The organism is Poseidonocella sedimentorum, assembly GCF_900116005.1.
Lineage (GTDB): Bacteria > Pseudomonadota > Alphaproteobacteria > Rhodobacterales > Rhodobacteraceae > Poseidonocella > Poseidonocella sedimentorum.
This window is the reverse complement of record NZ_FOYI01000001.1, coordinates 545,285-568,543: the sequence shown is the minus strand read 5'-3', so window position 1 is coordinate 568,543 and position 23,259 is coordinate 545,285. Positions and strand designations below refer to the sequence as shown.

Annotated in this window: 19 protein-coding genes; 14 read left to right on the top strand and 5 right to left on the bottom strand. The window is 65.9% G+C overall.

All coding sequences use genetic code 11. The features are described from left to right. Positions 1 to 5: 5 nt before the first annotated feature. The gene (locus tag BM353_RS02650; RefSeq protein ID WP_092076307.1) at positions 6 to 1,322 is read left to right on the top strand and encodes an NAD(P)/FAD-dependent oxidoreductase; all 1,317 of its coding nucleotides are present in this window, start codon (positions 6 to 8) and stop codon (positions 1,320 to 1,322) included. A 103-nt stretch (positions 1,323 to 1,425) separates the two neighbouring features. Beyond that, positions 1,426 to 2,643 (top strand): DegT/DnrJ/EryC1/StrS family aminotransferase, encoded by a 1,218-nt coding sequence (locus tag BM353_RS02645; protein WP_092076304.1) that lies wholly within the window; start codon positions 1,426 to 1,428, stop codon positions 2,641 to 2,643. 3 nt (positions 2,644 to 2,646) lie between these two features. Here BM353_RS02645 and phaR read toward each other — a convergent pair whose 3' ends face one another. Then, on the bottom strand, positions 2,647 to 3,201 hold the full coding sequence (phaR, locus tag BM353_RS02640; RefSeq protein WP_092076302.1) for a polyhydroxyalkanoate synthesis repressor PhaR: 555 nt from the start codon (positions 3,199 to 3,201) through the stop codon (positions 2,647 to 2,649). Positions 3,202 to 3,410: 209 nt separating this feature from the next. On the opposite strand from phaR, the gene BM353_RS02635 reads away from it, so the two are divergent. Continuing rightward, positions 3,411 to 4,811: a VPLPA-CTERM sorting domain-containing protein gene (locus tag BM353_RS02635; RefSeq protein ID WP_092076300.1), complete on the top strand. Its 1,401-nt coding sequence runs from the start codon at positions 3,411 to 3,413 to the stop codon at positions 4,809 to 4,811. Between the two features lie 180 nt (positions 4,812 to 4,991). Here the strand turns inward: BM353_RS02635 and BM353_RS02630 are convergent, their stop codons facing one another. Together BM353_RS02630 and phaC are read right to left on the bottom strand one after the other, a co-directional pair. After that, complete coding sequence (locus tag BM353_RS02630) at positions 4,992 to 5,444, bottom strand: phasin, PhaP (protein WP_092076298.1); 453 nt, start codon at positions 5,442 to 5,444, stop codon at positions 4,992 to 4,994. 258 nt (positions 5,445 to 5,702) lie between these two features. After that, the gene (gene phaC, locus BM353_RS02625; RefSeq protein ID WP_092076296.1) at positions 5,703 to 7,499 is read right to left on the bottom strand and encodes a class I poly(R)-hydroxyalkanoic acid synthase; all 1,797 of its coding nucleotides are present in this window, start codon (positions 7,497 to 7,499) and stop codon (positions 5,703 to 5,705) included. Between the two features lie 127 nt (positions 7,500 to 7,626). Here phaC and phaZ point away from each other — a divergent pair, with 127 nt between their 5' ends. The 7 genes from phaZ to urtE all read left to right on the top strand — a co-directional run bounded on the left by phaZ (position 7,627) and on the right by urtE (position 16,259). Beyond that, positions 7,627 to 8,949 (top strand): polyhydroxyalkanoate depolymerase, encoded by a 1,323-nt coding sequence (gene phaZ, locus BM353_RS02620; protein WP_092076294.1) that lies wholly within the window; start codon positions 7,627 to 7,629, stop codon positions 8,947 to 8,949. Between the two features lie 2 nt (positions 8,950 to 8,951). Further along, entirely contained in the window at positions 8,952 to 9,536 is a 585-nt protein-coding gene (locus tag BM353_RS02615; protein ID WP_092076292.1) for a DUF6151 family protein, read from the top strand. A 457-nt stretch (positions 9,537 to 9,993) separates the two neighbouring features. Continuing rightward, positions 9,994 to 11,256 carry an urea ABC transporter substrate-binding protein gene (urtA, locus tag BM353_RS02610; RefSeq protein WP_245759542.1) on the top strand — a complete coding sequence of 421 codons (1,263 nt, stop codon included), beginning with the start codon at positions 9,994 to 9,996 and terminating at the stop codon, positions 11,254 to 11,256. Positions 11,257 to 11,351: 95 nt separating this feature from the next. Next, positions 11,352 to 13,358, top strand: a complete 2,007-nt coding sequence (gene urtB / locus BM353_RS02605) for an urea ABC transporter permease subunit UrtB (protein ID WP_092076288.1) — start codon at positions 11,352 to 11,354, stop codon at positions 13,356 to 13,358. 3 nt (positions 13,359 to 13,361) lie between these two features. Next, positions 13,362 to 14,624 carry an urea ABC transporter permease subunit UrtC gene (gene urtC / locus BM353_RS02600; protein WP_092076286.1) on the top strand — a complete coding sequence of 421 codons (1,263 nt, stop codon included), beginning with the start codon at positions 13,362 to 13,364 and terminating at the stop codon, positions 14,622 to 14,624. 196 nt (positions 14,625 to 14,820) lie between these two features. Continuing rightward, positions 14,821 to 15,561, top strand: coding sequence for an urea ABC transporter ATP-binding protein UrtD (gene urtD / locus BM353_RS02595; RefSeq protein ID WP_092076284.1), 741 nt, complete (start codon positions 14,821 to 14,823; stop codon positions 15,559 to 15,561). Positions 15,562 to 15,563: 2 nt separating this feature from the next. After that, positions 15,564 to 16,259: an urea ABC transporter ATP-binding subunit UrtE gene (urtE, locus tag BM353_RS02590; RefSeq protein WP_092076282.1), complete on the top strand. Its 696-nt coding sequence runs from the start codon at positions 15,564 to 15,566 to the stop codon at positions 16,257 to 16,259. Positions 16,260 to 16,262: 3 nt separating this feature from the next. Here the strand turns inward: urtE and BM353_RS02585 are convergent, their stop codons facing one another. After that, positions 16,263 to 17,648: an FAD-binding oxidoreductase gene (locus BM353_RS02585; RefSeq protein ID WP_092076280.1), complete on the bottom strand. Its 1,386-nt coding sequence runs from the start codon at positions 17,646 to 17,648 to the stop codon at positions 16,263 to 16,265. Positions 17,649 to 17,757: 109 nt separating this feature from the next. Beyond that, the gene (locus BM353_RS02580) at positions 17,758 to 18,792 is read right to left on the bottom strand and encodes a LacI family DNA-binding transcriptional regulator (RefSeq protein WP_092076278.1); all 1,035 of its coding nucleotides are present in this window, start codon (positions 18,790 to 18,792) and stop codon (positions 17,758 to 17,760) included. Between the two features lie 232 nt (positions 18,793 to 19,024). Here BM353_RS02580 and BM353_RS02575 point away from each other — a divergent pair, with 232 nt between their 5' ends. The 4 genes from BM353_RS02575 (at position 19,025) to BM353_RS02560 (ending at position 23,251) form a co-directional block, all read left to right on the top strand. Beyond that, positions 19,025 to 20,260: an ABC transporter substrate-binding protein gene (locus BM353_RS02575; protein ID WP_092076491.1), complete on the top strand. Its 1,236-nt coding sequence runs from the start codon at positions 19,025 to 19,027 to the stop codon at positions 20,258 to 20,260. A 153-nt stretch (positions 20,261 to 20,413) separates the two neighbouring features. Next, a complete protein-coding gene (locus tag BM353_RS02570) occupies positions 20,414 to 21,268 on the top strand; it encodes a carbohydrate ABC transporter permease (protein ID WP_092076489.1) in 855 nt (284 codons plus the stop codon). Then, a complete protein-coding gene (locus tag BM353_RS02565; protein ID WP_092076276.1) occupies positions 21,261 to 22,157 on the top strand; it encodes a carbohydrate ABC transporter permease in 897 nt (298 codons plus the stop codon). Before BM353_RS02570 ends, BM353_RS02565 begins: the two co-directional genes overlap by 8 nt. 2 nt (positions 22,158 to 22,159) lie before the next feature. Continuing rightward, on the top strand, positions 22,160 to 23,251 hold the full coding sequence (locus BM353_RS02560; protein WP_092076274.1) for an ABC transporter ATP-binding protein: 1,092 nt from the start codon (positions 22,160 to 22,162) through the stop codon (positions 23,249 to 23,251). The last annotated feature ends 8 nt before the right edge of the window (positions 23,252 to 23,259 follow it).

Below are 23,259 nucleotides of genomic sequence, written 5' to 3'. Positions count from 1 at the left end.
GCCCGATGGACCTGCTTTACGCCAACGACAAGCCCGGCGCCTATCCCGCCTCATGGTACGCCGCGACGGCGGACGCCGGGCCGCTCCGGGCCCGCGCCGAGGGCGAGAGCCGCGCCGATGTGGTGATCGTGGGCGCGGGCTACACCGGGCTGTCGGCGGCGCTGCATCTGGCCGAACGGGGCGTGCGCGTCGTGGTGCTGGAGGCCCATCGCGCCGGCTTCGGCGCCTCGGGGCGCAACGGCGGCCAGCTCGGCTCGGGCCAGCGCCAGACGCAAGACACCCTCGAAAAGCGCGTCGGCCAAGATGCGGCGCGCCTGTTGTGGGAGATGGGTGAGGACGCCAAGGCGCTGGTGCGCGATCTCATCGCACGCCACGGGATCGACTGCTACCTGCGCGACGGCGTCGCCTGGACGGCCTCTTCGGAGGGCGATGTGCGCGATCTGCACCGATACGCCGCGCATCTGTCCCGGGGCTACGGCTATGACGAGATCGAGGCGCTGGACGCCGCCGCCTGCCGCGCGCTCTGTCCCTCGCCGGACTATCGCGGCGGGATCCTCGACATGGGCGCGGCCCACCTGCACCCGCTGCGCTTCGCCCAGGGGCTCGCCCGCGCCGCCGAAGCCGCCGGCGCCGTGATCCACGAGGCAAGCCCGGTGACCGCGCTGCGCCCCGGGCCCCGCTCCGGAAACCGGACCGAGATCCGCACCGAGCACGCCAGCATCACCGCCGATCACGTGATCCTCGCCTGCAACGGCTATCTTGGCGGGCTCCAGCCCGCCGTCGCCGCCCGCGTCATGCCGATCAACAACTTCATCGTCGCGACGGAGCCGCTCGGGCAACGCGCGGCGGAGGTGCTGACCCGGGACGTGGCGGTCGCGGATTCGCGCTTCGTGGTGAACTACTTTCGCCTCAGCCATGACAAGCGGCTGCTTTTCGGCGGCGGCGAGAGCTATGGCTACCGCTTCCCCGCCGACATCGCCGCGCTGGTGCGCAAGCCGATGGCCCGGGTCTTTCCGCATCTTGCCGACGTGAAGATCGATCATGCCTGGGGCGGGACCCTCGCTATCACCCGCGCGCGCATGCCGCTCTTTGCCCGCCCCGCGCCGGGCCTGTGGAACGCGTCTGGCTATTCCGGCCACGGGGTCGGGACCGCGACCCACGCAGGCCAGATCCTGGCCGATGCGATCCACGGCGACACCCGAGGCTTCGATGCCATGGCGGCGGTGCCCATCGCGCCCTTCCCCGGCGGCGGCGCGCTGCGCAGCCCGCTGCTTGCGCTCGCCATGAGCTGGTACGCCCTGCGCGACCGGCTCGGGCTCTGACACGCCCCCCTAGATTTTTCCGCGCGCTCCACGGCAGTTTCGTGATGCCGTTACATAGTATATTTAGAAAAGCGAAAGATTCGATTTCAAAAAGTGGAAACTAATGACCCCGAGCCGCACCCCGACCGCCGAACCCATCCCGGCGCACGCCCGCGCCGAGGTCGACCGCCTCTTTGAAAGCGGGGATCTCTTTCGCTACGCCGATCCGGCCAACGCGCCGGTCGCCCGGCTGGAGGAGGCCTTTGCCGCCCTGCTCGGCCGGCGCTACGCGCTCGCCGTCTCCTCCTGCTCGGCTGCGCTGTTCCTGTCGCTCGAAGCGCTCGACCTGCCCCGCGACGCGCGGGTCCTGATCCCGGGCTTCACCTTCGCGGCGGTGCCCTCTTCGGTGATCCATGCCCGCGCGACGCCGGTTCTGGCCGAGGTCGGCGCAGATTACCGGCTCGATATGGATGACGTGGAGCGCCAGTTGAGGGGCGGGGTCGATGCGGTCCTCGTGAGCCACATGCGCGGCCATATTTCCGACATGGACCGGCTGACGGCGCTGTGCGAGGCCCATCAGGTGCCGCTCATCGAAGACGCGGCCCACGCGCTTGGCGCAAGCTGGGATGGCCGCCCGGCGGGCAGCATGGGCGTGATCGGCGCGTTCAGCTTCCAATCCTACAAGCTGGTGAACGGTGGCGAGGGCGGGATGCTCGTGACCGACGATCCCGACCTCTTCGCCCGCGCGGTGATCATGTCCGGCGCCTATGAGCACACCTGGGCACAGCACCTCGCGGACCACGACGTGGCACTGCGCGCGGCCTTCACCCGCTGGCAAAACCGCCTGCCGCTCTTCAACCTGCGCCTGTCGAACCTCTCGGCCGCGGTGATCCGTGCCCAGCTCGACGACATCCCGCGCCGGGTGGCGGCGGGGCGCGCGAAATACGACCGGCTCGCGGAGCTGCTCGCGGCGAGCCCGTGGTTCAACGTGCCGCAGCCACTGGCCAAGGAGATCCGCGCGCCGGATTCCATGCAGTTCAACCTCAGCGGCATGAGCCCCGAGCAGATCGACGGGTTCGTAGCGGAAGCGTCACAGCGGGGCGTCTCGGTGCAGGTCTTCGGCCGGGCCACCGACAACGCGCGCGCCTTCTGGAACTGGCAGTTCCTCGGCCAGACGCCGGTGCTGCCCCAGACCGAAGCGATGCTCGCGCGCGCGTGCGATCTGCGCCTGCCACCCGCGCTCACGCTGGGCGAGATCACCGGGATCGCCCGCGCGCTCATCGAGGCGGCGAAGGCGGTCTGCGCGCCGGCCCCCGGCCGCGCGCCCGCCTATGGCACCTGACCGCTACTTGGAAAGCTTGGAGAGCTTTTGCTGCAGCTCGGCGAGCTCCTTGCGGATATCATCGAGGTTCTCGCCCGAAGGCGCCTCGTCCTCCCGGGCGGGCCCGCTCATGCCGCCGGGCATGACGCCGCCGGTCATGGCCTTGAGGAAGGCTTCCTGCTGAGCCTTGAGCGCGTCGAATCCGGGCATCTGGGCCATCGGATTGATCGAGGTGATGTTCTCGACCATCTTGCTCTGCCCGTCGCGCAGCATTTCGAAACTCGCCGCGAGGAACTGCGGGACCATCGAGGTCGCCTGGCTCGAATAGCTGCGCACGAGATCGTTCAGCACGTTGATCGGAAGGACATTTTCGCCCCGGCTCTCATGCTCGGCGATGATCTGAAGCAGGTATTGCCGCGTGAGGTCATCGCCTGACTTAAGGTCAACGATCTGCACCTCGCGCCCTTCCCGGATGAACCCGGCGATGTCATCGAGCGTCACGTAATCGCTGGTCTCGGTATTGTAGAGACGGCGACTGGCATAGCGCTTGATGAGCAGGGGCTTTTCAGTGGCAGACATACGCGACCTCCCAAGTATGCAGCAGTGCAGCGAAGCCTAGGACAGGCTTGCGCAAAAGGAAAGCACTATGCACGGGGCGCATGGCGCGGCGTGTTTGATCAAACTTGTCATAAAAGCGTCAAGTCTCCCATGCAGAAGCGCTGCAGCAGTCGCCGCCCTCACCGGGCGCGACGCTGGACCAAACTACCACAGATGGGGGACATCTACAGATGACGCATTCCAGATTACTCGCCGGCACCGCGCTGAGCCTGCTCGCGCTCGCGCCGCTCACGGCCCAGGCCGCCACCTGTACCAGCCTCGGCACCGACATCGCCTGCCTCGCGCCCGGCAGCGGCCCGGTCAGCTCGGGCACGGATGCGGTTCAGGTCATCGTTGCCATCGGCGCGTCGATCGAGAGCGATGACGAGGATGTGCCCGCCGTCGCGCTGACCGGCGACGCTGTCTCGGTTGTCAACAGCGGCACGATTACCCAGACCAATACCTCCAACGGTGGCCACGCCATCCTCGGCGAGGGCGACATCGTCACCATCGTCAACGACGGCACGATTTCGAGCGGGGATCGCGGCATCGAGATGGACGGCGGATCGGACCTGACCGTCCTCAACGCAGCCGGCGCAACGATCTCGGCCCGGCGCCAGGCGATCCGCGCCGGCACCGACAGCCCCAATGCCTTCGTCTCCAACGCCGGTACGATCACATCCACCGAAGGCCGCGCGCTGCAGCTGCGTTCCTTTGGCGCGAGCGTGTTCAACACCGGCGAGATCATCGGCGGCGAAGAGGTGATCGAGGCGCGCGGCGATTTCTATCTCGAAAACAGCGGCACGATCCGATTGATCGACGACAGCATCGAAGACGAGGACGCGGTCCAGTTCGCGGGCGGCGAGGTCCAGAATTTCGGCCAGATCATCGGCTCGGATGACGGGATCGACGTCGATGAGGGCTTGATCGTCAACCACGCGGGCGGGCTCATCAAATCCACCGCGCCGGATGCCAACGACAACGGCGGGATCGACATCGACGAGGTCTATGACGACGGCGTCTCCGCCCTGCGCGCGCCGACCTCGCTCACCATCATCAACGACGGCACCATCGAGGGGCCCAAGGCGATCAACACCGATCCGGCGGCGGTCTCCTCGCTCTTTGTCACCAACCGCGGCATCCTCAACGGGCGCGGCGGCACCGCGATCGCGCTCGCGGCCGGCATGGGCGACAGCAGCCTTGAATTGGACGGCGGCAGCGAAGTCTACGGCGACGTGATCTTCGGCGGCGGCGACGATGAGCTGGGGATCATGACGATCACCTCGGGCCTTCTGGGCACCGGGATCTTCGACGGCGGCACGGGCAGCAACACGCTGAGCTTCGGCGCAGGTCTCGCCGCCTTCGAAAGCGCGCGCCTGAGCGGGAACCGGCTGGAGCTATCCTTCCTGTCGGGCGGCGATCTGCTGTCGGGCACCTTCCTCAACTTCGGCACGGTCGTCATCGGCGGCGCGCGCTACACCGCCTCCGAGGCCGCAGCGCTCATCGCAGCCGCGCCTGTGCCCCTGCCCGCGGGCCTGCCGCTTCTGCTTGCCGGTCTGGGCGGGTTTGGCCTGCTGCGCCGCTGGCGCTGATCGGGTGGGCGCTGTCCGGCACCCTCCTCAAACACAAACCGCGCGCGAGGACCCTGCCCCGCGCGCGGCACTTTGAAAAAAATCACTCTGAAACAAAATTGGGCGGACCCGAAGGCCCGCCCAGAAAACACACCGGCGAAAAAACTGGGAGGAAAGTACCGGCGTGATCTTGCCTGCGGCTTACTTGGCGTTGGCCGCTTTCTTGGCAGCGGTCGACACGTCTTTGGTCGCTTTCTGAACGGCAGCAGCGGCGTCTTCGGAGAAGTCCTTGCCAGCAGCCATCATCAGCTCGACGGTTTCCATCTGCACTTTCTTGGCAACTTCAGCGAAGGCGGCCATGTGCTCGGACGCAACTTCCGCGGTGGCGGAGGCGAAATCGGTCATCGCCTTGGCGTAGTCGGCGGGCTCGGCTTTCGCTTTGGACATGTCCGACAGACGGCCCAGAGTGTCCTTGGTCCATGCCGAGGAGATCTCGGTGGATTTTTCAGCAGCTTCCAGAACAACGCCCGACAGTTTTTCATTCAGGGTCGTGGAGCTTTGGAACACGTCGGTCATCGCCTTGGTGTCGATCGGGAATGCGCCCATCATGTCTTTGAAGATGGCGGTGAAATCTTGGGTTTGCTTGGTAGCCATGGTGACACTCTTTCAATTGGGAGGAGCCCGCTTTCGTCCCGGGCCGTTTCTGCGTCTGCATCCCATATGCATGCTGCATTGCGGCAATTCAAGAGTTTTTTGTTCTGATGAGGCTGTTTTTTATGACGTAAAGACTTTTGCTGCGTTGCAGCGTGACCTAGCGGCAAGACCTCCTGCCGCTAAGGCATTGTATCGCTTCAAAATTGTACGGAGGCGCGGCCGCACCCCTCACCCGAGAGGCGCAGACGGCGGGCAGCTTTAGGCGGGGCGCACCCGTTTCACATAGGTTCCCGGCGCGGGGCCGAGCGAGGGATGGGCCGAATCGCCAGGGGTGCGCGCGGGGATTTTCTTGCCTGAGCGCCGCTTGAGCCAGGTGCCCCAGCGGGGCCACCACGAACCCTCGTGGAACTCGGCGGTCGCGCGCCAATCCTCGGCGCTGAGCGACATGTCGCCGTTGGTGTAGTGGCCGTATTTCTTCTTGGAGGGCGGGTTCACGATCCCCGCGATATGGCCCGACTGCGACAGGATGAAGGTCTTGGAGCGCGCGCCCATCGCACAGACGCCGCGATAGCTGTCGGCCCAGGCGGCGATGTGATCGGTCTCGCAGGCGATCGCGCAGACCGGCACATCCAGATCGCGCAGCCGCAGCCGGTGGCCCAGCAGCTCAAACCCGTCCTGGGCAAAGCGGTCCTGCTGGCAGAGGCCGCGCAGGTAATCCATCGTCATTTTCGCCGGAAGGTTCGTCCCGTCGCCATTCCAGAACAGCAGATCGAAGGCCGGGGGCGTCTCGCCCATCATGTAGCTGCGGATCGCGGGCCGGTAGATGAGATCGCCCGCCCGGAGGAAGGAAAACGTCCGCGACATGATGCTGGATTTCAAGATCCCCTCGCGTTCGACTTCGGCCCCGATCCCGTCGACGAAATCGTTCTGCAGGAAGGGCTGGAACTCGCCCTGATCGGAGAAATCGGTCAGCGTCGTGAAGAGGGTGGCCGAGCGCACCGGCGTTTCCCCGCGCGCCTTGAGCAGCGCCAGCGTGAGCGACAGCGTCGTCCCGGCGATGCAATAGCCCACCGCGTTGACCTGCTCCGTGCCGCAAATCGCGCGCGCCTCGCGGATCGCGGTCAGATACCCGTCCTCGACATAATCGGCGAGCCCGATGTCGCGATAGCTTGCATCGGGATTGACCCAGCTCACGAGGAAGAGCGTGAAGCCCTGTTCGGTGATCCAACGGATCAGGCTGTTCTTTTCCTTGAGGTCAAGAATGTAGAACTTGTTGATCCAGGGCGGGAAGAGGATGACGGGCGTCTCTTGGACCTGCTCGGTCGCCGGGGCGTATTGGATCAGCTCGAAGAGATGGTTGCGAAACACCACCTCGCCCGGCGTCGTCGCGATATTTCCGCCCACCTCGAAAGCGCTCTCATCGGCGAGCCGCACGGCGAAATCGCCGTTATTGGCCTCCAGATCGGAGATCAGGTTCTCCAGCCCCTTCACCAGGCTCTCGCCATCGGTCTCCACCGCTCGCTCCAGCGCATCGGGGTTGGTCCCGAGGAAGTTGGTCGGGCTCATCATGTCGATGATCTGCTGGGTGAAGAAGCGCAGCCGGTGCGCGTCACCCGGCTCCAGCTCGTCACAGGCCGCGCCCAGTGCCTGTTCGATGGCCTCGGCATTGCGCTGGTACTGCTGCTTGACGAAGTTGAAATAGGGGTTGGACTGCCACAGCGGGTTGGCAAAGCGCGGATCGTTCGGCCCGGGATCCTCCGGCGCGGCGAGGGTCCCCGACAGAAAGGCCTGTTGCGCCTCGACGTAGTGCCGCAGCGTGCGGCCCCAGTAGTCGAACTGTTGCTCGATGAGCCGCGCAGGGTGGAGCATCGCCTCCTGCCAATAGGCCTGACCCGCCCGCACAAAGAGATCCTGCTCCGGCCCCGAGAGCGCCGGATCGGAGGGCTGGTGCTTTGCAAGTGCAGCAACGAGCCGCTGCGACAGGGTTTCCATCTTGGCGAGATTTTCGTTGAGGCGGGCCAATGCTTCACCCTCTTTGTCACTTATCGTTGTCATAAATGCGTTTTCCCCCTATTCTCGCAGCTGCAGCATTCCCGTCCATCCACTGGAAACGCCGCGCCCCTATGGGCTCTCCCCCGTACGTGTACGCGGGCTATCCCGTGCAACTATAAAGGAGTTTTCCATGAAATACATGGCAACTTATGACCTCATGGAAACGATGCGCAACACCAATCAATGGCTCGGCGCAACAGCCAAGACAATGGCCTCCTACCCCGCGGTTGCCATGGTGCCGCATCCGGCGATCAAGTGGCTCGAGGCCTGGGGCGAGGTCACCGAGCGCAGTTTTGAGCGGATGGTCGCCAAGCCCGATTGGGGCATTCACTCCTTCACCTGCGAAGATGGCAAGGACCACCTCGTCACCGTCGAGACCGAGCTTGAACAACCCTTCGGCGATCTCATCCACTTCAAGGTGCTGGGCCGCGATCCCAAGCCGCGCCGGGTGCTGCTCGTGGCCCCCATGTCGGGCCATTACGCGACGCTGTTGCGCTCCACCGTGACCTCGCTTCTGCCCGATTGCGAGATCTACGTCACGGATTGGCACAACGCGCGCGACATTCCCGTCTCCGAAGGCAAGTTCGACATCGAGGACTACACGCTCTACCTCGTCGATTTTCTGCGCCATCTGGGCCCCGACACCCATGTGATCGCCGTCTGCCAGCCCGCGCCGCTGACCCTCGCCGCCACGGCCTATCTCGCCCAGGAAGACCCCACGGCGCAGCCGCGCTCGCTCACGCTCATCGGCGGGCCGATCGATCCCGACGCGACGCCGACGGACGTGACGGATTTCGGCCGCCGCGTCACCATGGGCCAGCTTGAGGGCACGATGATCCAGCGCGTGGGCTACAAGTATAAGGGCGTCGGGCGGCTGGTCTATCCGGGGCTCCTGCAGCTTGCCTCCTTCATCTCGATGAACGCCGAGACCCACAGCACCGCCTTCACCGATCAGATCCTGCGCGTTGCCCGCGGCGAGGCCGCCGATCACGACAAGCACAACCGCTTCTATGATGAGTACCTCGCGGTGATGGACATGCCGGCCGAATTCTACCTCTCCACCGTCGAGCGCATCTTCAAGGGGCGCGAAATCGCCGAGAACCGCTTCGTGGTCGACGGCGTTCCGGTCGACATCGGCGCGATCACCTCGGTCGCGGTCAAGACCGTCGAAGGCTCCAAGGATGATATCTCCGCCCCCGGGCAATGCGTGGCCGCGCTCGACCTCTGCACCGGACTGCCGGCCGAGAAGAAGGCGAGCCACCTCGAAGAAGGCGCGGGCCATTACGGAATTTTCGCCGGCCGCAGCTGGCGCAACAACATCCGCCCCCTTGTGCTCGAGTTCATCGACGCCAACGCCGGCGCGCCACGCGTCATCAGCGAGACCGGCCAAAAGGCCGACAGCAAGGCCGCGAACAAACCTGCTGGCAAGCCCACCAAGAAGTCGGCCGCCTGAGCATGGCCGTGCGCGGCGGGCGCGATGTCGGGTTTTCCTGCCGCTGCGGTGCGGTGGCGGGGCAGCTCACCGCGATCTCGCCGCGCGCGGGCACCCATCTGCGCTGCCATTGCGGCGATTGCCGAAGCGCCGCCCGGCATTTCGAGACCGAGCTGACCGAGGGCGCCGTCGCGCTGTTCCAGATGTCGCCGGACCGCGTGCGCTTCACACAAGGTCAGGCGAATCTCGCCATCCTGCGCCTTTCGCCCAGCGGGCTCTTTCGCTGGTACGCGGCCTGCTGCAACACCGCGCTGTGCAACACGCTGGCCCGCCCCCGGCTCGCTTTCGTCGGGATGATGGTGGACCGGCTCTACGATCCCGCCCCGCTCGGCAAGATCCGCACCATCGCCTCCCTGCCCGGCCCGCCCGGCAGCGCACCGCGCCACAAGGGGATGCCCAAGTTGGTCTGGGGCCTGATGACCCGCATGATCGCCGCCAATCTCTCCGATCGTTGGCGCGACACGCCGTTTTTCGATCCGGATACCGGCGCGCCCATCGTGACGGCGCAGATCATGCCCAAGGCAACCCGCGACGCGCTCCGCGCCTGACACCGGGCGGACGACTGGCGAAATCACGAGGGGCCGCAGGCGGGTGTCATGGGCCGCCACCCCGGAGGCGTCACGCCCGCGTCGCACCGCTGCGAAACCGCCAAGCAGCACTGCGGTTGCCGAAATTCATACCATTTTAAGCCTAATTTTTAATCACATCACCATTTTCGGCACATTTTTTAAGCATATCGCCCCGCCACCGCAGGCGATCCCCGCCCGCCATTCGGGATTGCCTTCCTCCAATTCCAGACCTGCCGAATAGTCCGGCTGGCTCCGCATGAGAGGTGTGCGGGGTCGGACGTGTGGCCGGGGCCGGAAAGCCGCCCAACACCACACGAGATGCAACATAAGTTGCGGGAGGTGCGGGCCAAGCCCGCGCGGGCTTGTACGCCGAACGTGCGGGTCGCCCGTGGCACAACTGACGGGACTGAAAACCATGTCGAAACTTCGGACACTCATGATGGGCGCGTCGCTCGCGGCACTCGGCGCAGGCGGTCAGGCGATGGCGCAAGACTGCCCGATCAAGGTCGGCGTTCTCCACTCGCTCTCCGGCACGATGGCGATCTCCGAGACCACGCTCAAAGACACGATGGTCATGCTCATCGACAAGCAAAACGAAAAAGGCGGCGTTCTGGGCTGCCAGCTCGAAGCCGTGATCAAGGACCCGGCCTCCGACTGGCCGCTCTTTGCCGAAAAGGCGCGTGAGCTGATCTCCAACGATGGCGTCGCCGTGACCTTCGGCAGCTGGACCTCCTCGAGCCGCAAGGCCGCGCTGCCCGTGCTCGAAGAGCTCAACGCGCTCTATTTCTACCCGGTTCAGTATGAAGGCGAGGAAAGCTCCAAAAACGTCTTCTACACCGGCGCGGCCCCCAACCAGCAGGCCATCCCCGCGACCGACTACTTCCTCGAAGAGCTTGGCGTCGAGAAATTCGCCCTTCTGGGGACCGACTACGTCTACCCGCGCACCACGAACCGCATTCTTGAAGCCTACCTCAAGGACAAGGGCATCGCCGAAGAGGACATCTTCGTCAACTACACCCCCTTCGGCCATTCCGACTGGGCGACGATCGTCGCGGACGTGATCAACCTCGGCGAAGACGGCAAGAAGGTCGGCGTGATCTCGACCATCAACGGCGATGCCAACATCGGCTTCTACAAGGAGCTCGCGGCCGCTGAGGTTTCCGCCGACGACATCCCCGTCGTGGCCTTCTCCGTGGGTGAAGAAGAGCTTTCGGGCCTCGACACCACCAACCTCGTCGGCCACCTCGCAGCGTGGAACTACTTCCAGTCCGCCGACACCGAGGCCAACGCCGCCTGGGTCGAGGAATGGAAAGCGCTGATGGGCGAAGATCGCGTCACCAACGACCCGATGGAAGCGCATTACATCGGCTTCAACATGTGGGTGAACGCTGTCGAGCAGGCCGGCACCACCGACGTGGATGCCGTGCGCGAAGCGATGTGGGGCCAGGAGTTCCCGAACCTGACCGGCGGCATGGCGGTCATGGGCACCGACCACCACCTCTCCAAGCCGGTGCTGATCGGCGAGATCCTCGAAGACGGCCAGTTCGACATCATCTCCGAAACCGATCCGGTTCCGGGCGATGCATGGACCGACTACCTGCCCGAATCCGCGGTGCTCGTGTCGGATTGGAAAGAACTCGGCTGCGGGATGTACAACACCGAGACCGAGACCTGCGTCCAGCTGACCTCGAACTACTGAGGCCGGACGACCGAACCCGGAGGGGCGTTCGCGCGCCCCTCCTCCCCCGCCCAAGGGCGGGCCCCTGCTGACACCGCGCGATCCGCGCGCGCGTCATGCCAAGACAGACCTATTGGGAAGCCGCCGTGACCTTTGGCCTCAAGACCCTGCTCGTCGCCGTGACGATGCTGTTTGCCAACCTGGCATCCGCGCAAGACCTCTCGCCCCTGCAGACGCTCCTTCAGGAGCATCGCGAGATCCTCGAAAAAAGCTCCCGCCGCACGATCGGCCCGGCGATCGACGCCATCGCCGACAGCGGGCTCGACGCCGCGCCGGAACTGCTCAGCCGCTGGCAGAACAAGGAGCTTTGGCAGCGCGAGGAGGACGGGCTCTTCTTCTACACCGAGGACGCGGGCAAGGATGCAGAAGGCGCCGCGCAGCTTCGGCTCATCGACATCGGCGACGGCAGCGAGACCGGGCTCGCCCCGAAATCGGCCATGGACCAGCTCAAGCCCAACAGCGGCATCCGCGGCATGATCGGCGCCGCGCTCGTCCGGTTCCAGCTCTCCAGCCCCGATGCGGCCGAGCGGATCGAGGCGCTTGACGCGATCTCGCGCGATCCCGAGGCCTCCCACCTCGCCGCGCTGTCGCGGGCCATCGACAACGAGCCCGACGCCGCGATCAAGGCCCGCAAGGAGCGGCAGCACCGCCTCCTCCAGATCCGCTTTGCCGAGGACACCGCGACGCGCATCGACGCCATCGAGAGCTTTGCCGGCGATCTCGGCGTGGACGTGCGCGCCGCGCTCAACCCGCTTGTCGTCACCCGCCGCGCCGTGGCCGAGACCCTGCCCGAAGATCCCGACATCGCCGCCACACTGACCCCCGGCAGCGCGCAGCTCACCCGGTTCGAGGCCTATGACATGCTGGTGAAGGAGGGGCTCGCGCCGCCGCTCATCGACCCCGCCGCGCAGAAAGCCGCGCTGGAGGCCAACATCGACGGCGGCGCTGTCGCCGGCATCCCGCTCGAAGAGCTCGACAGCAGCGCCGCGCGCGACCGCGCCTATGCCGTGCTCGTCACCCAAGGCGCCGTCGAGCCCGCCGCGACACTGGCCCAGATCGACGCCATCCTCGGCGCGCATGTCTTCTACGAGCGCTACACCGCCGCCGAGCCGCGCGTCGTCGCTTCCGCCCTCGCCACGCTCGTCTCCATCGACCGCTCCGTCGCCATCAACCAGGTCATCGATCTGGTGCTCGATGCGCTCTCGCTCGGCTCGATCTACTTCCTCGCCGCCATCGGCCTCGCCATCACCTTTGGCGTCATGGGCGTGATCAACATGGCCCATGGAGAGTTCATCATGATGGGCGCCTACACCGGCTACGTGGTCCAGCTCTTCATCCCTGACTACACGCTCTCGATCATCGTCGCCCTGCCGCTGGCCTTCGCGGTCACCTTCGCGGCGGGCGTGGCCATGGAGCGGCTCGTGGTGCGCTGGCTCTACCACCGCCCGCTGGAAACCCTGCTCGCGACCTTCGGCATCTCCATCGCGCTCCAGCAGCTTGCCAAGAACATCTTCGGCACCCAGGCCCGCCCGCTCACGTCGCCGGATTGGCTCGGCGGCGCGCTGGTGATCAACGACGTGGTCTCGATCTCCTACATCCGCATCGCGATCTTCGTGCTCGCGCTGCTGTTCCTCGGGCTGTTCCTGCTGGTCATGAACCGCACGCGGCTTGGCCTTGAGGTCCGCGCCGTGACGCAAAACCCGCGCATGGCGGCCTCGATGGGGATCAACCCCGACCGGATCAACATGCTGACCTTTGGCCTCGGCTCCGGCATCGCCGGGATCGCCGGCGTGGCCATCGGGCTCTATGCCAAGGTGACGTCCGAGCTGGGGCAGGATTACATCGTCCAGAGCTTCATGACCGTGGTCGTCGGCGGCGTCGGCAATATCTGGGGCACGCTGCTTGGCGCGGGGCTCATCGGCTTTTTGCAAAAGGGCATCGAGTGGTTCAACCCGTCCAACACGTTGGCGGCCCAGACCTACATGATCCTCTTCATCATCCTCTTCATCCAGTTCCGGCCAAAGGGCATCATCGCCCTCAAGGGCCGCGCGGCGGAGGCCTGAGCCATGAGCGACGCAACCCTCGCCCCCCGCCGTCCGCGCTTCATGCTGGTGGACAAGCCCTCGGTGCTGATCTTCCTCGCGGCCCTTGGCATCCTGACCCTCGTCGTCACGCTCCTGTCCGACGGGATGGGCACCGGCGCAATCTCGACCTCCTTCGTCAAGACGCTGGGCAAGACGCTCTGCCTCTGCCTCGTGGCGATCGCGATGGATCTGGTCTGGGGCTATTGCGGGATCCTGAGCCTCGGGCATTTCGCCTTCTTCGGGATCGGCGGCTATGCGATCGGCATGTGGCTCATGTACGAGCGCACCCGGCTCATCGTCGAGGAGAGCCTCGCGGGCGCCGTGCTGCCCCCCACCCCGCAGGAGGTGAGCGACGCGATTGCCGTCCAGATCTTTGGCGTCGTGGGTGCGTCCGAATTCCCGCCGATCTGGGCGCTGGCGCATTCCCTGCCGCTGCAACTCGCGGCGGTTGTGGTGGTCCCGGGCCTGCTTGCGCTGGTCTTCGGCTGGCTCGCCTTCCGCAGCCGCGTCACCGGGGTGTACCTGTCGATCCTCACCCAAGCCATGACCCTCGCCCTCTCGCTCTACCTCTTCCAGAACGAAAGCGGGCTGCGCGGCAACAACGGTCTTTCCGGCCTCCAGAACCTCCCCGGCCTCGATGACGTGCCGCAGGCGACGCTCTCGCTGTGGTTCTTCTGGGCCTCGGCTCTGGCCCTCGCGCTTGGCTATCTGCTGGCCAACTGGGTCGTCTCGGGCAAGTTCGGCAATGTCATCCGCGGCATCCGCGACGACGAGGCGCGCGTGCGCTTCCTCGGCTACTCGGTGGAGGGCTACAAGCTCTTCATCTTCACGCTCACGGCCGTCATCGCGGGCATCGCCGGCGCGCTCTACTACCCGCAGGCGGGCATCATCAACCCGGCCGAAATCGCGCCCATCGCGTCGATCTACCTCGCGGTCTGGGTCGCCATCGGCGGGCGCGGCCGGCTCTACGGCGCGGTGATCGGCGCCGGGTTCGTCAGCCTCGTCTCCACATGGTTCACCGGCGGGCAGGCCCCGGATGTGAACCTCGGTGTCTACACGATCAAATGGGTCGACTGGTGGACGGTCCTGCTCGGGCTCTCCTTCGTGCTGGTCACGCTCTTCGCGCCCAAGGGCATCGGCGGGCTGGTGGACTTGATCACCGAACGCCGCGCGCCCGACCGCCACGGCGCGGACCTCGGCCCCGATCAGGGCAGCTTCCGCGAAGATGAGGCGAGCAAGGAATGATGGTCTTGGCGCACGGCTTCATAGATTGGCGAGGGGCGACCAGCCCCGTGCCGCGCCCGACCTGTGCGCACACGGTTGAGCGTTCCGCCCGGCGGCACGCCGGGCAGCCCCCGACCGCCCCCATGGGCGGGGGCTTCTCCCCCGCCCGCGGCCGGGCGCTGCCCTCCCTTCCCCGCACAACCCCGGAGCCCCCCGCATGAGCACGCTTCTCGAAGTTTCCGGCGTCTCCAAGACCTTCGACGGGTTCAAGGCGATCAACAACCTGTCGTTCCAGATCGGCGCGCAGGAGCTGCGCGCTGTGATCGGCCCCAACGGCGCCGGCAAGACCACCTTCATGGACATCGTGACCGGCAAGACCCGGCCCGACGAGGGGCGCGTGATCTATGGTGACAAATCGGTCTCGCTGCTGAAGATGAGCGAAAGCGCCATCGCGCAGGCGGGCATCGGGCGCAAGTTCCAGCGGCCCACCGTCTTCGAGGATCAGAGCGTCTTCGACAACCTGATGATGGCGCTGCGCAACAAGCGCGGACCCGTCGCCGCGCTGTTCTACCGGCTGACCGACGCGGACCGCGCGCGCATCGAGACGCTCGCCGCCGACATCGGCCTCGCCGCCGCCCTGCCGCGCAAGGCGGGTGAGCTCAGCCACGGGCAGAAACAATGGCTGGAGATCGGGATGCTGCTCGCGCAGGAGCCCAAGCTGCTGCTCGTCGATGAGCCCGCCGCGGGCATGACCCCGGCCGAGCGCGAACACACCACGGACCTGCTGAAAGAGGCCGCCAAGACCCGCGCGGTGGTGGTGGTCGAGCATGACATGGAGTTCGTCCGGCGGCTCGACTGCAAGGTCACCGTGCTGCACGAGGGCTCGGTCCTCGCCGAAGGCTCGCTCGACCACGTGACCAAAAACCAAGACGTCATCGACGTTTATCTGGGGCGCTAGACATGCTGAGCACCGAAAACCTGACCCTGCACTATGGCGGCAGCCAGATCCTCCACGGCATCGACCTCACCGCGCAGGCGGGCGAGATCACCTGTGTCATGGGCACCAACGGCGTCGGCAAGACCTCGCTCCTGAAGGCCCTCTCGGGCACGCACCCCCGCTCGGGCGGGACCTACACGCTCGATGGCGAGACCATCGCCCGCGCCCCCGCCCATGCGCTGGCGCAAAAGGGCATCGGCTACGTGCCGCAGGGCCGCGACATCTTCCCCTTCCTCACGGTGCAGGAAAACCTCGAGACGGCCTATGCCTGCCTGCCGAAATCCGAGCACCGGATCCCCGAAGAGATCTTCGAGCTCTTCCCGATCCTCAAGGATTTCCTGCCCCGCCGCGGCGGCGATCTCTCGGGCGGTCAGCAGCAACAGCTCGCCATCGCGCGGGCGATGATCACCAAGCCCAAGGTGCTCCTGCTCGACGAGCCGACAGAGGGTATCCAGCCCAACATCATCCAGCAGATCGGCCGCGTCATCGCCTATCTGCGCGACCGGGGCGACATGGCGATCATCCTCGTGGAGCAGTATTTCAGCTTCGCCTACGAGATCGCAGATTGCTTTTACGTGTTGGAGCGCGGCGCGGTGAAGATGGAGGGCCGCAAGGGCGCGCTGGACAAGAGCGCGCTGCTCGCGGCCGTCTCGGTCTGAGGCTCAGATATCGAAGATCTTGCCCGGGTTCATGATGTTGCCCGGGTCGATCGCGACCTTGATCGCCGCCATCACATCGACCGCGTGCCCGAGCTCCTTGCGCAGGTAGGGCATCTTGCCCTGCCCGATCCCGTGTTCGCCGGTGCAGGTCCCATCGAGCGAGATCGCCAGCTCGTTGAGCCAGCTCACGTACTCCCGCGCCCGAGCGCGCTCGTCCTCGTCGTTCATGTCGATCAGCGGCAGGGTGTGGAAATTCCCGTCCCCCACATGGCCGACGATGGGCGCGACCAGCCCCAGGGACCCGGCCTTCTCCTGCGCCGCCGTGACCGCCTCGGCCAGCCGCGAGATCGGCACGCAGACATCCGTGGAGAACCCGACCGCCCCGGGCCGAAGCGCTATCGCCGCCCAATAGGCATCGTGCCGCGCCTGCCAGAGCGCGCTGCGCGCCTCGGGGCTGGTGGCCTCCTGAAAATCGGTTCCGCCGCAATCGGCGGCGATCTCGGCGAAGGTGGCGGTCTGTTCGGCGACGCCTTGCTCGGAGCCGTGGAATTCGAGAAAGAGCATCGGCGTCTCGGCGAGCGAGAGCTTGGAATAGGCGTTGACCGCCCGGACAAGATCCGCATCCAGCAGCTCGATTCGCGCCACCGGCACCCCCATGAGGATCGTCGCGATCACCGCGTCGCAGGCGGCGCCCACGGTCGGAAAGGCGCATGTCGCAGAGGCGACCGCCTCGGGGATGCCGTGCAGCCGCAGCGTCAGCTCGGTGATGATGCCCAGCGTGCCCTCCGCCCCGATCAGGAGCCGCGCGAGATCGTAGCCGGCGGAGGATTTGCGCGCCCGCGCGCCGGTCCGGATGATCTCGCCATTCGGCATGACCGCCTCCAGCGACAGGATATTGTCGCGCATCGTCCCATAGCGCACCGCGTTGGTGCCGCTGGCGCGGGTCGAGGCCATCCCGCCGAGCGAGGCGTCGGCGCCCGGGTCGATCGGAAAGAAGAGGCCCTGATCGCGCAGTTCGGTGTTGAGCTGCTTGCGCGTGACGCCGGGCTGGACCACGCAATCCATGTCCTCGGCATTGATCGACACGACCGCGTTCATCTGGCCCAGGTCGATCGAGATCCCGCCCCGCGCGGCGTTCACCTGCCCCTCAAGCGAGGTGCCCGCGCCGAAAGGTACAACCGGCACACCCTCGGCGGCGCAGGTCTTGACGATATGCGAGATCTCCTCGGCGCTGTGGGGAAAGACCACCGCATCGGGCGGCTGGGGGGGGACCCAGCTCGTGGTGTGCGCGTGCTGCTCGCAGATGGCGGCGCCGCTCTGCACCCGGTCGCCGTAGACCTCATGAAGACGTTCGATCACCCGCTCGACGGTCTGGCGGTCTTGGCTCATGCGCTGGTCTCCTTCCCTCGGCCGGTCCCGTCCGGCCCGGTCTCTTTAGGGCCGCAACGAGCCGGGTTCCTTGATGAATGTCAAGGCGCGTTGGCGGCGCCCAGGCCGATCAGCGGGGCGCGGCGGTGCTGCGCCGCACGACGAGCTCCGTGCCGACGAGCGCGATCTCCCCGGGGGCATCAGACGGCGCGCCCGCGCGATCCAGCCGCTCTTGCAGGAGCTCGGCGGCGCGCAGGCCAAGCTGGCGCCGGTCCTGCCGGATCGTGGTCAGGGGCGGCTGGCAGTAGGCGGCGATCTCCACATCGTCAAACCCCATGACGGACATGTCCTCGGGCACGCGCAGCCCCCGTTCGGTCAGCTCGGAGATGAGCCCGAAGGCCACCATGTCGGAGGCGCAGAACACCGCGCTCGGCCGGTTCGGCAGCTCCAGAAGCGCCGCAGCCGCGGCCCGCCCGGCCTCCAGCGAGAACTCCCCCGCGATGATCCATTCGGGCGGCAAATCGAGCCCGAGGGCCGCGCATTCCGCCGCCATTCCCGCCCGCCGCGCCTCGGTCAGCACGTTGTCGGCCGGTCCCTTGACGTGGGCAATCCGGCGGTGGCCGAGCCCGTGCAAATGGCGCACCGCCAGCGCCGCGCCCGCGCGGTTGTCACTGCGCACGGAGGCAAAGCTTGGCTCGGGGCTCCATTCACAGGCAAAGACGATCCGATCGGCGAACTGGCTGGCGCGGAACCGCGCGAGGACACCCGGATCGAGCCCGCCGTCGAGACAGATCATCCCGTCGATCCGCCCGTCCATGAAATAATCGAGGTAGTCGTGCCCCGCCGCGGCCGGATCGCGGCTGTCGGTGATGAGCACCGAATAGCCGCTGTTTTGAAACCGGGCGCTGATGGCGGCGAGGATGTGCGAAAAGAACGGATTGCCAAGATTGGGCACCAGCACAAGCACCGCCCCCGCCCGGCGCGTGCGCAGGTTTCGGGCCGCGCGATTCACCCGGTAGCCGGTCTCGCGGATCGCCGCGATCACGCTCTCGCGGGTGCGCTCGGAGAGGATATCGGGGTTGCTCAGCGCCCGGCTCACCGTCGCAGTGGAGACCCCGGCAACCCGCGCAACATCCCGAATTGACGCGTTTTTCTTACCTTCCAACCCTCGTCTCCCAACCCAAGCTGATGGCGGCGATGCCTTGTGTCTTGACTCGATTCACATCGTGAGCCTAGAAATGTAAACGTTTACAGATACGGCGCGCAAGGGTGCAGCGCGTCAAACAGAAGAGTGGAGCCAGAAGCCCACCGAATAATGTAAACGATTACAACGCGGGTTTGAGGAGACCCGTTCGCATTCAATCGGGGTCCCAATGATGGCCCCACGGGAGGATATCATGACACGACTTCGCAAGCTTCTTGCGACATCCACGGCGCTTGTCGTCGGGGGGATGGCCCATGGCGCCGAGATCGAGGTGACCCATTGGTGGACATCGGGCGGCGAGGCCGCGGCGGTGGCCGAATTCGCCAAGGCCTTCAACGAAAAGACCGATCACACCTGGGTCGATGGCGCGATCGCCGGCGGCTCCGGCGCGGCCAACCCGGTGATCTCGAACCGGATCCTGGGCGGCGAGCCGATGGGCGCCACGATGATGAACACCGGGCGCGATTCCGAAGAGATGGTCGACGAGGGGCTGATGCTCGACATCACCGACGTGGTGGAGGCGAGCGGTATCCTCGACGTGGAATCCGCGCCGGGGCTCTTCGAGAACTGCAAGTTCGACGGCAAGTATTACTGCGTGGTGGTGAACATCCACTCCTGGCAGTGGATGTGGACCTCGCGCAAGGCGTTCGAGGATGCCGGCGTCGAGCCGCCCACCAACTGGGATGAATTCGTCGCCGCCGCGCCGGCGCTGGAAGCGGCGGGCAAGATCCCGCTCGCCATGGGCCAGCAGTCCTGGCAATCGTCGGGCGCCTTTGGCGTGCTGCAGGTCGGGCTCGGCGGGGTCGATCACTGGCTCAGCGTCTACCGCGACCGGGACATGGCGGCGATCGAGGGCGACGAAATGCGCCGCATCATCGAAGCCTTTGCCGAGGCCCGCACTCTCGCGGCCGGCAGCACCGTGCAGGACTGGAACCAGGCGACCAACATGGTCATCACCGACCAGGCCGGCGCGCAGATCATGGGCGACTGGGCGCAGGGCGAGTTCTCCGTCGCGGGCGAGGTCGCGGGGCAGGACTACGACTGCCTGCCCGGTCTTGGCTTCTTCGACGTGCTCTCGACGGGCGGCGACAGTTTCTACTTCCCCGTCAACGATGACCCGGAGGTGACCGCGGCCCAGAAGGAGCTTGCGGCGCTGCTGATCTCGCCGGAGGTTCAGGTCGCGTTCAATCTCAAGAAAGGCTCGCTGCCGGTGCGCAACGACGTCGATCTGGAGGCCGCGAACGACTGCATGAAGAAGGGTCTGGAGATCCTCAAGGCGGGCAACATCATGCCCGACGGAGAGCAGATGAACGACCCCGACACAGAAGGGCAGCTCGAAGACCTCTGGGTGGAGTTCTGGTTCGATCATTCGATCACCGCCGAGGACGCCCACGAGCGGTTCATCGATATCATGGCGCGCGCCGAATAAGCGCCGCCACACCGCCAGCCCCCCACCCCGGGGCTGGCGGCTCGACCGACCCGAACCCCAGAGCAGCAACAAGGAGCACGTCGCGTGAGCAGCACCGACAGCGTGCCCGGTGGCCGGCGCCCTGCGCGCCCGCCCCGCCGGCTGACCCGCAACATGACCGCCAAGGTCGCCTCGATTCCCATGGTGCTGACCGCCCTGGTCATCTTCGTGGGCTGTACGGTCTGGAGCATCGTCTATTCCTTCACCAAGACGCGCTCGATCCCCAAGCTCGAGTTCGTCGGCTTCGACCAGTACGAGCGGCTCTGGAGCACCAACCGCTGGCTCGTCTCGATCGAGAACCTTGCGATCTACGGGCTCTGTTCGATGGTCTTTTCGCTGGTAATCGGCTTCGTTCTCGCCGCCCTGCTGGACCAAAAGATCCGCTTCGAAAACACCTTCCGGACGATCCTGCTCTATCCCTTCGCACTGTCGTTCATCGTCACCGGTCTCGTCTGGCAGTGGATCCTCAACCCGAATTTCGGGATCCAGAAAGTGGTGCAGGATCTGGGCTTCGAGAATTTTGCCTTCAACCCGCTGAGCAACGCCGACACGGTCATCTACGGCGTGCTGATCGCCGGGCTCTGGCAGGGCACGGGGCTGATCATGGTGCTCATGCTCGCGGGGCTGCGCGGCATCGACGGGGAGGTCTGGAAGGCCTCACGCGTGGACGGAATCCCGGCCTGGAAGACCTATATCTTCATCGTCATCCCGATGATGAAACCGGTCTTCATCACCACGCTGGTGATCATCGCCTCCGGCATCATCAAGGTCTATGACCTCGTCGTCGCCCAGACCTCGGGCGGGCCCGGCATCGCCTCGGAGGTGCCCGCGAAATACGTCTACGATTTCATGTTCGGCCGCCGCAATCTCGGCCAGGCGCTCGCCGGCTCGACGATGATGCTCGTCACCGTGCTGATCGTCCTGATCCCCTGGGCCTACCTCGAATTCGGGAGCAAGAAACGTGGCTGATCTCGCACTCTCTGGCCCCGCTGGCCCGCGCCCGAAAAATCGCTTCTCGCGGGCCAACATTTTCATCTACGGCACGCTGCTGCTGGTCTCGGTCTACTACCTGCTGCCGCTCTATGTTATGGTCGTCACCTCCCTCAAGGGGATGCCCGAAATCCGGCTCGGCAACATCTTCTCGCCGCCCGTGGACATCACCTTCGAGCCTTGGATCAAGGCCTGGTCCTCGGCCTGCACCGGGCTCAATTGCGACGGGCTCTCGCGCGGCTTCTGGAACTCGGTGCGGATCACGATCCCCTCGGTGATCCTGTCGATCGCGGTGGCCTCGGTGAATGGCTACGCGCTCGCCAACTGGCGCTTCCGCGGCGCGGATCTGTTCTTCACCATCCTCATCTTCGGCGCCTTCATCCCCTATCAGGTGATGATCTGGCCGATCGTGATCCTCCTGCGCGAAATGGGTCTCTACACGACGCTGACCGGCCTCGTGCTCGTCCATACCATCTTCGGGATGCCGATCCTGACCCTGCTCTTCCGCAACTACTTCACCTCGCTGCCCGAAGAGCTCTTCAAGGCCGCGCGGGTCGATGGGGCGGGGTTCTGGGGGATCTATTTCCGCATCATGCTGCCCATGTCCCTGCCGATCTTCGTCGTGGCGATGATCCTGCAAGTCACTGGGATCTGGAACGATTTCCTCTTCGGCGTGGTCTACACCAAACCCGACACCTACCCAATGACGGTCCAACTCAACAACATCGTCAACTCGGTGCAGGGGGTGAAGGAATACAACGTCAACATGGCCGCGACCCTGCTCACCGGGCTTGTCCCGCTGATCATCTATTTCGTCTCCGGCAAACTCTTTGTGCGCGGCATTGCGGCCGGCGCGGTGAAAGGCTGACCATGGCTGACCAGACATCCGTTTCCATCCGCAACCTCGATCTCAGCTTCGGCGCCGTGGAGGTGCTCAAGGACCTCAACCTCGACATCGGCGCGGGCGAGTTCCTCGTCCTGCTGGGCTCCTCGGGCTGCGGCAAGTCGACCCTGCTCAACTGCATCGCCGGGCTGCTCGAGATCAACGCGGGCCAGATCCACATCAACGGGCGCAACGTGACGTGGGAAGAGCCGTCGGCGCGGGGCATCGGCATGGTGTTCCAGTCCTACGCGCTCTACCCGCAGATGACGGTGCGCGGCAATCTCAGCTTCGGGCTCCGCAACGCGCGCGTGCCCAAAGCCGAGATCGCGCGCCGGGTGAAGGAAGCGGCGGAGATCCTCCAGATCGAGCCGCTGCTGGACCGCAAACCCGCCGCCCTGTCCGGCGGGCAGCGCCAGCGGGTGGCCATCGGGCGGGCGCTTGTGCGGCATGTGGATGTCTTCCTCTTCGACGAGCCGCTCTCGAACCTCGACGCCAAGCTGCGCGCAGATCTGCGGGTCGAACTCAAACGGCTCCATGACCGGCTCGGCAACACCATGATCTACGTCACCCACGACCAGATCGAGGCCATGACCCTCGCCGACCGCATCGCCATCATGCGCGGCGGCAGGATCATGCAGCTTGCGAGCCCCGGCGAGATCTACAACCGCCCCGCCAACCGCTACGTGGCCGATTTCATCGGCTCGCCCTCGATGAACTTCTATGAGGGGCACCTGACGCAAGACGCGCAGGTTTTCGAGAGCGGCGACTTCCGCGTCCCGCTCGCCGCCTACCCGTTCGACAGCGCCCAGCCCGGCGGACGGCCCGTCACGCTCGGCATCCGGCCCGAGCATGTGCTCACCGGCCCGATGGCAAAGACCGCCCCCGTGGCGATGGGCGCGACGGTGGAAATGGTCGAGCCGATGGGATCGGACACGCTCGTCTGGGCCCGCGTGGCCGGTCTGCCCCTGCGCCTGCGCATGGATGGCCAGGCCGCCGTCGCCCCGGGCGATCAGCTCGACATCGGCCTCGATCTCGCGCGCGCCGCCCTCTTCGACGCCAAGACCGAGCTTCGCCTCTGACCTCACCA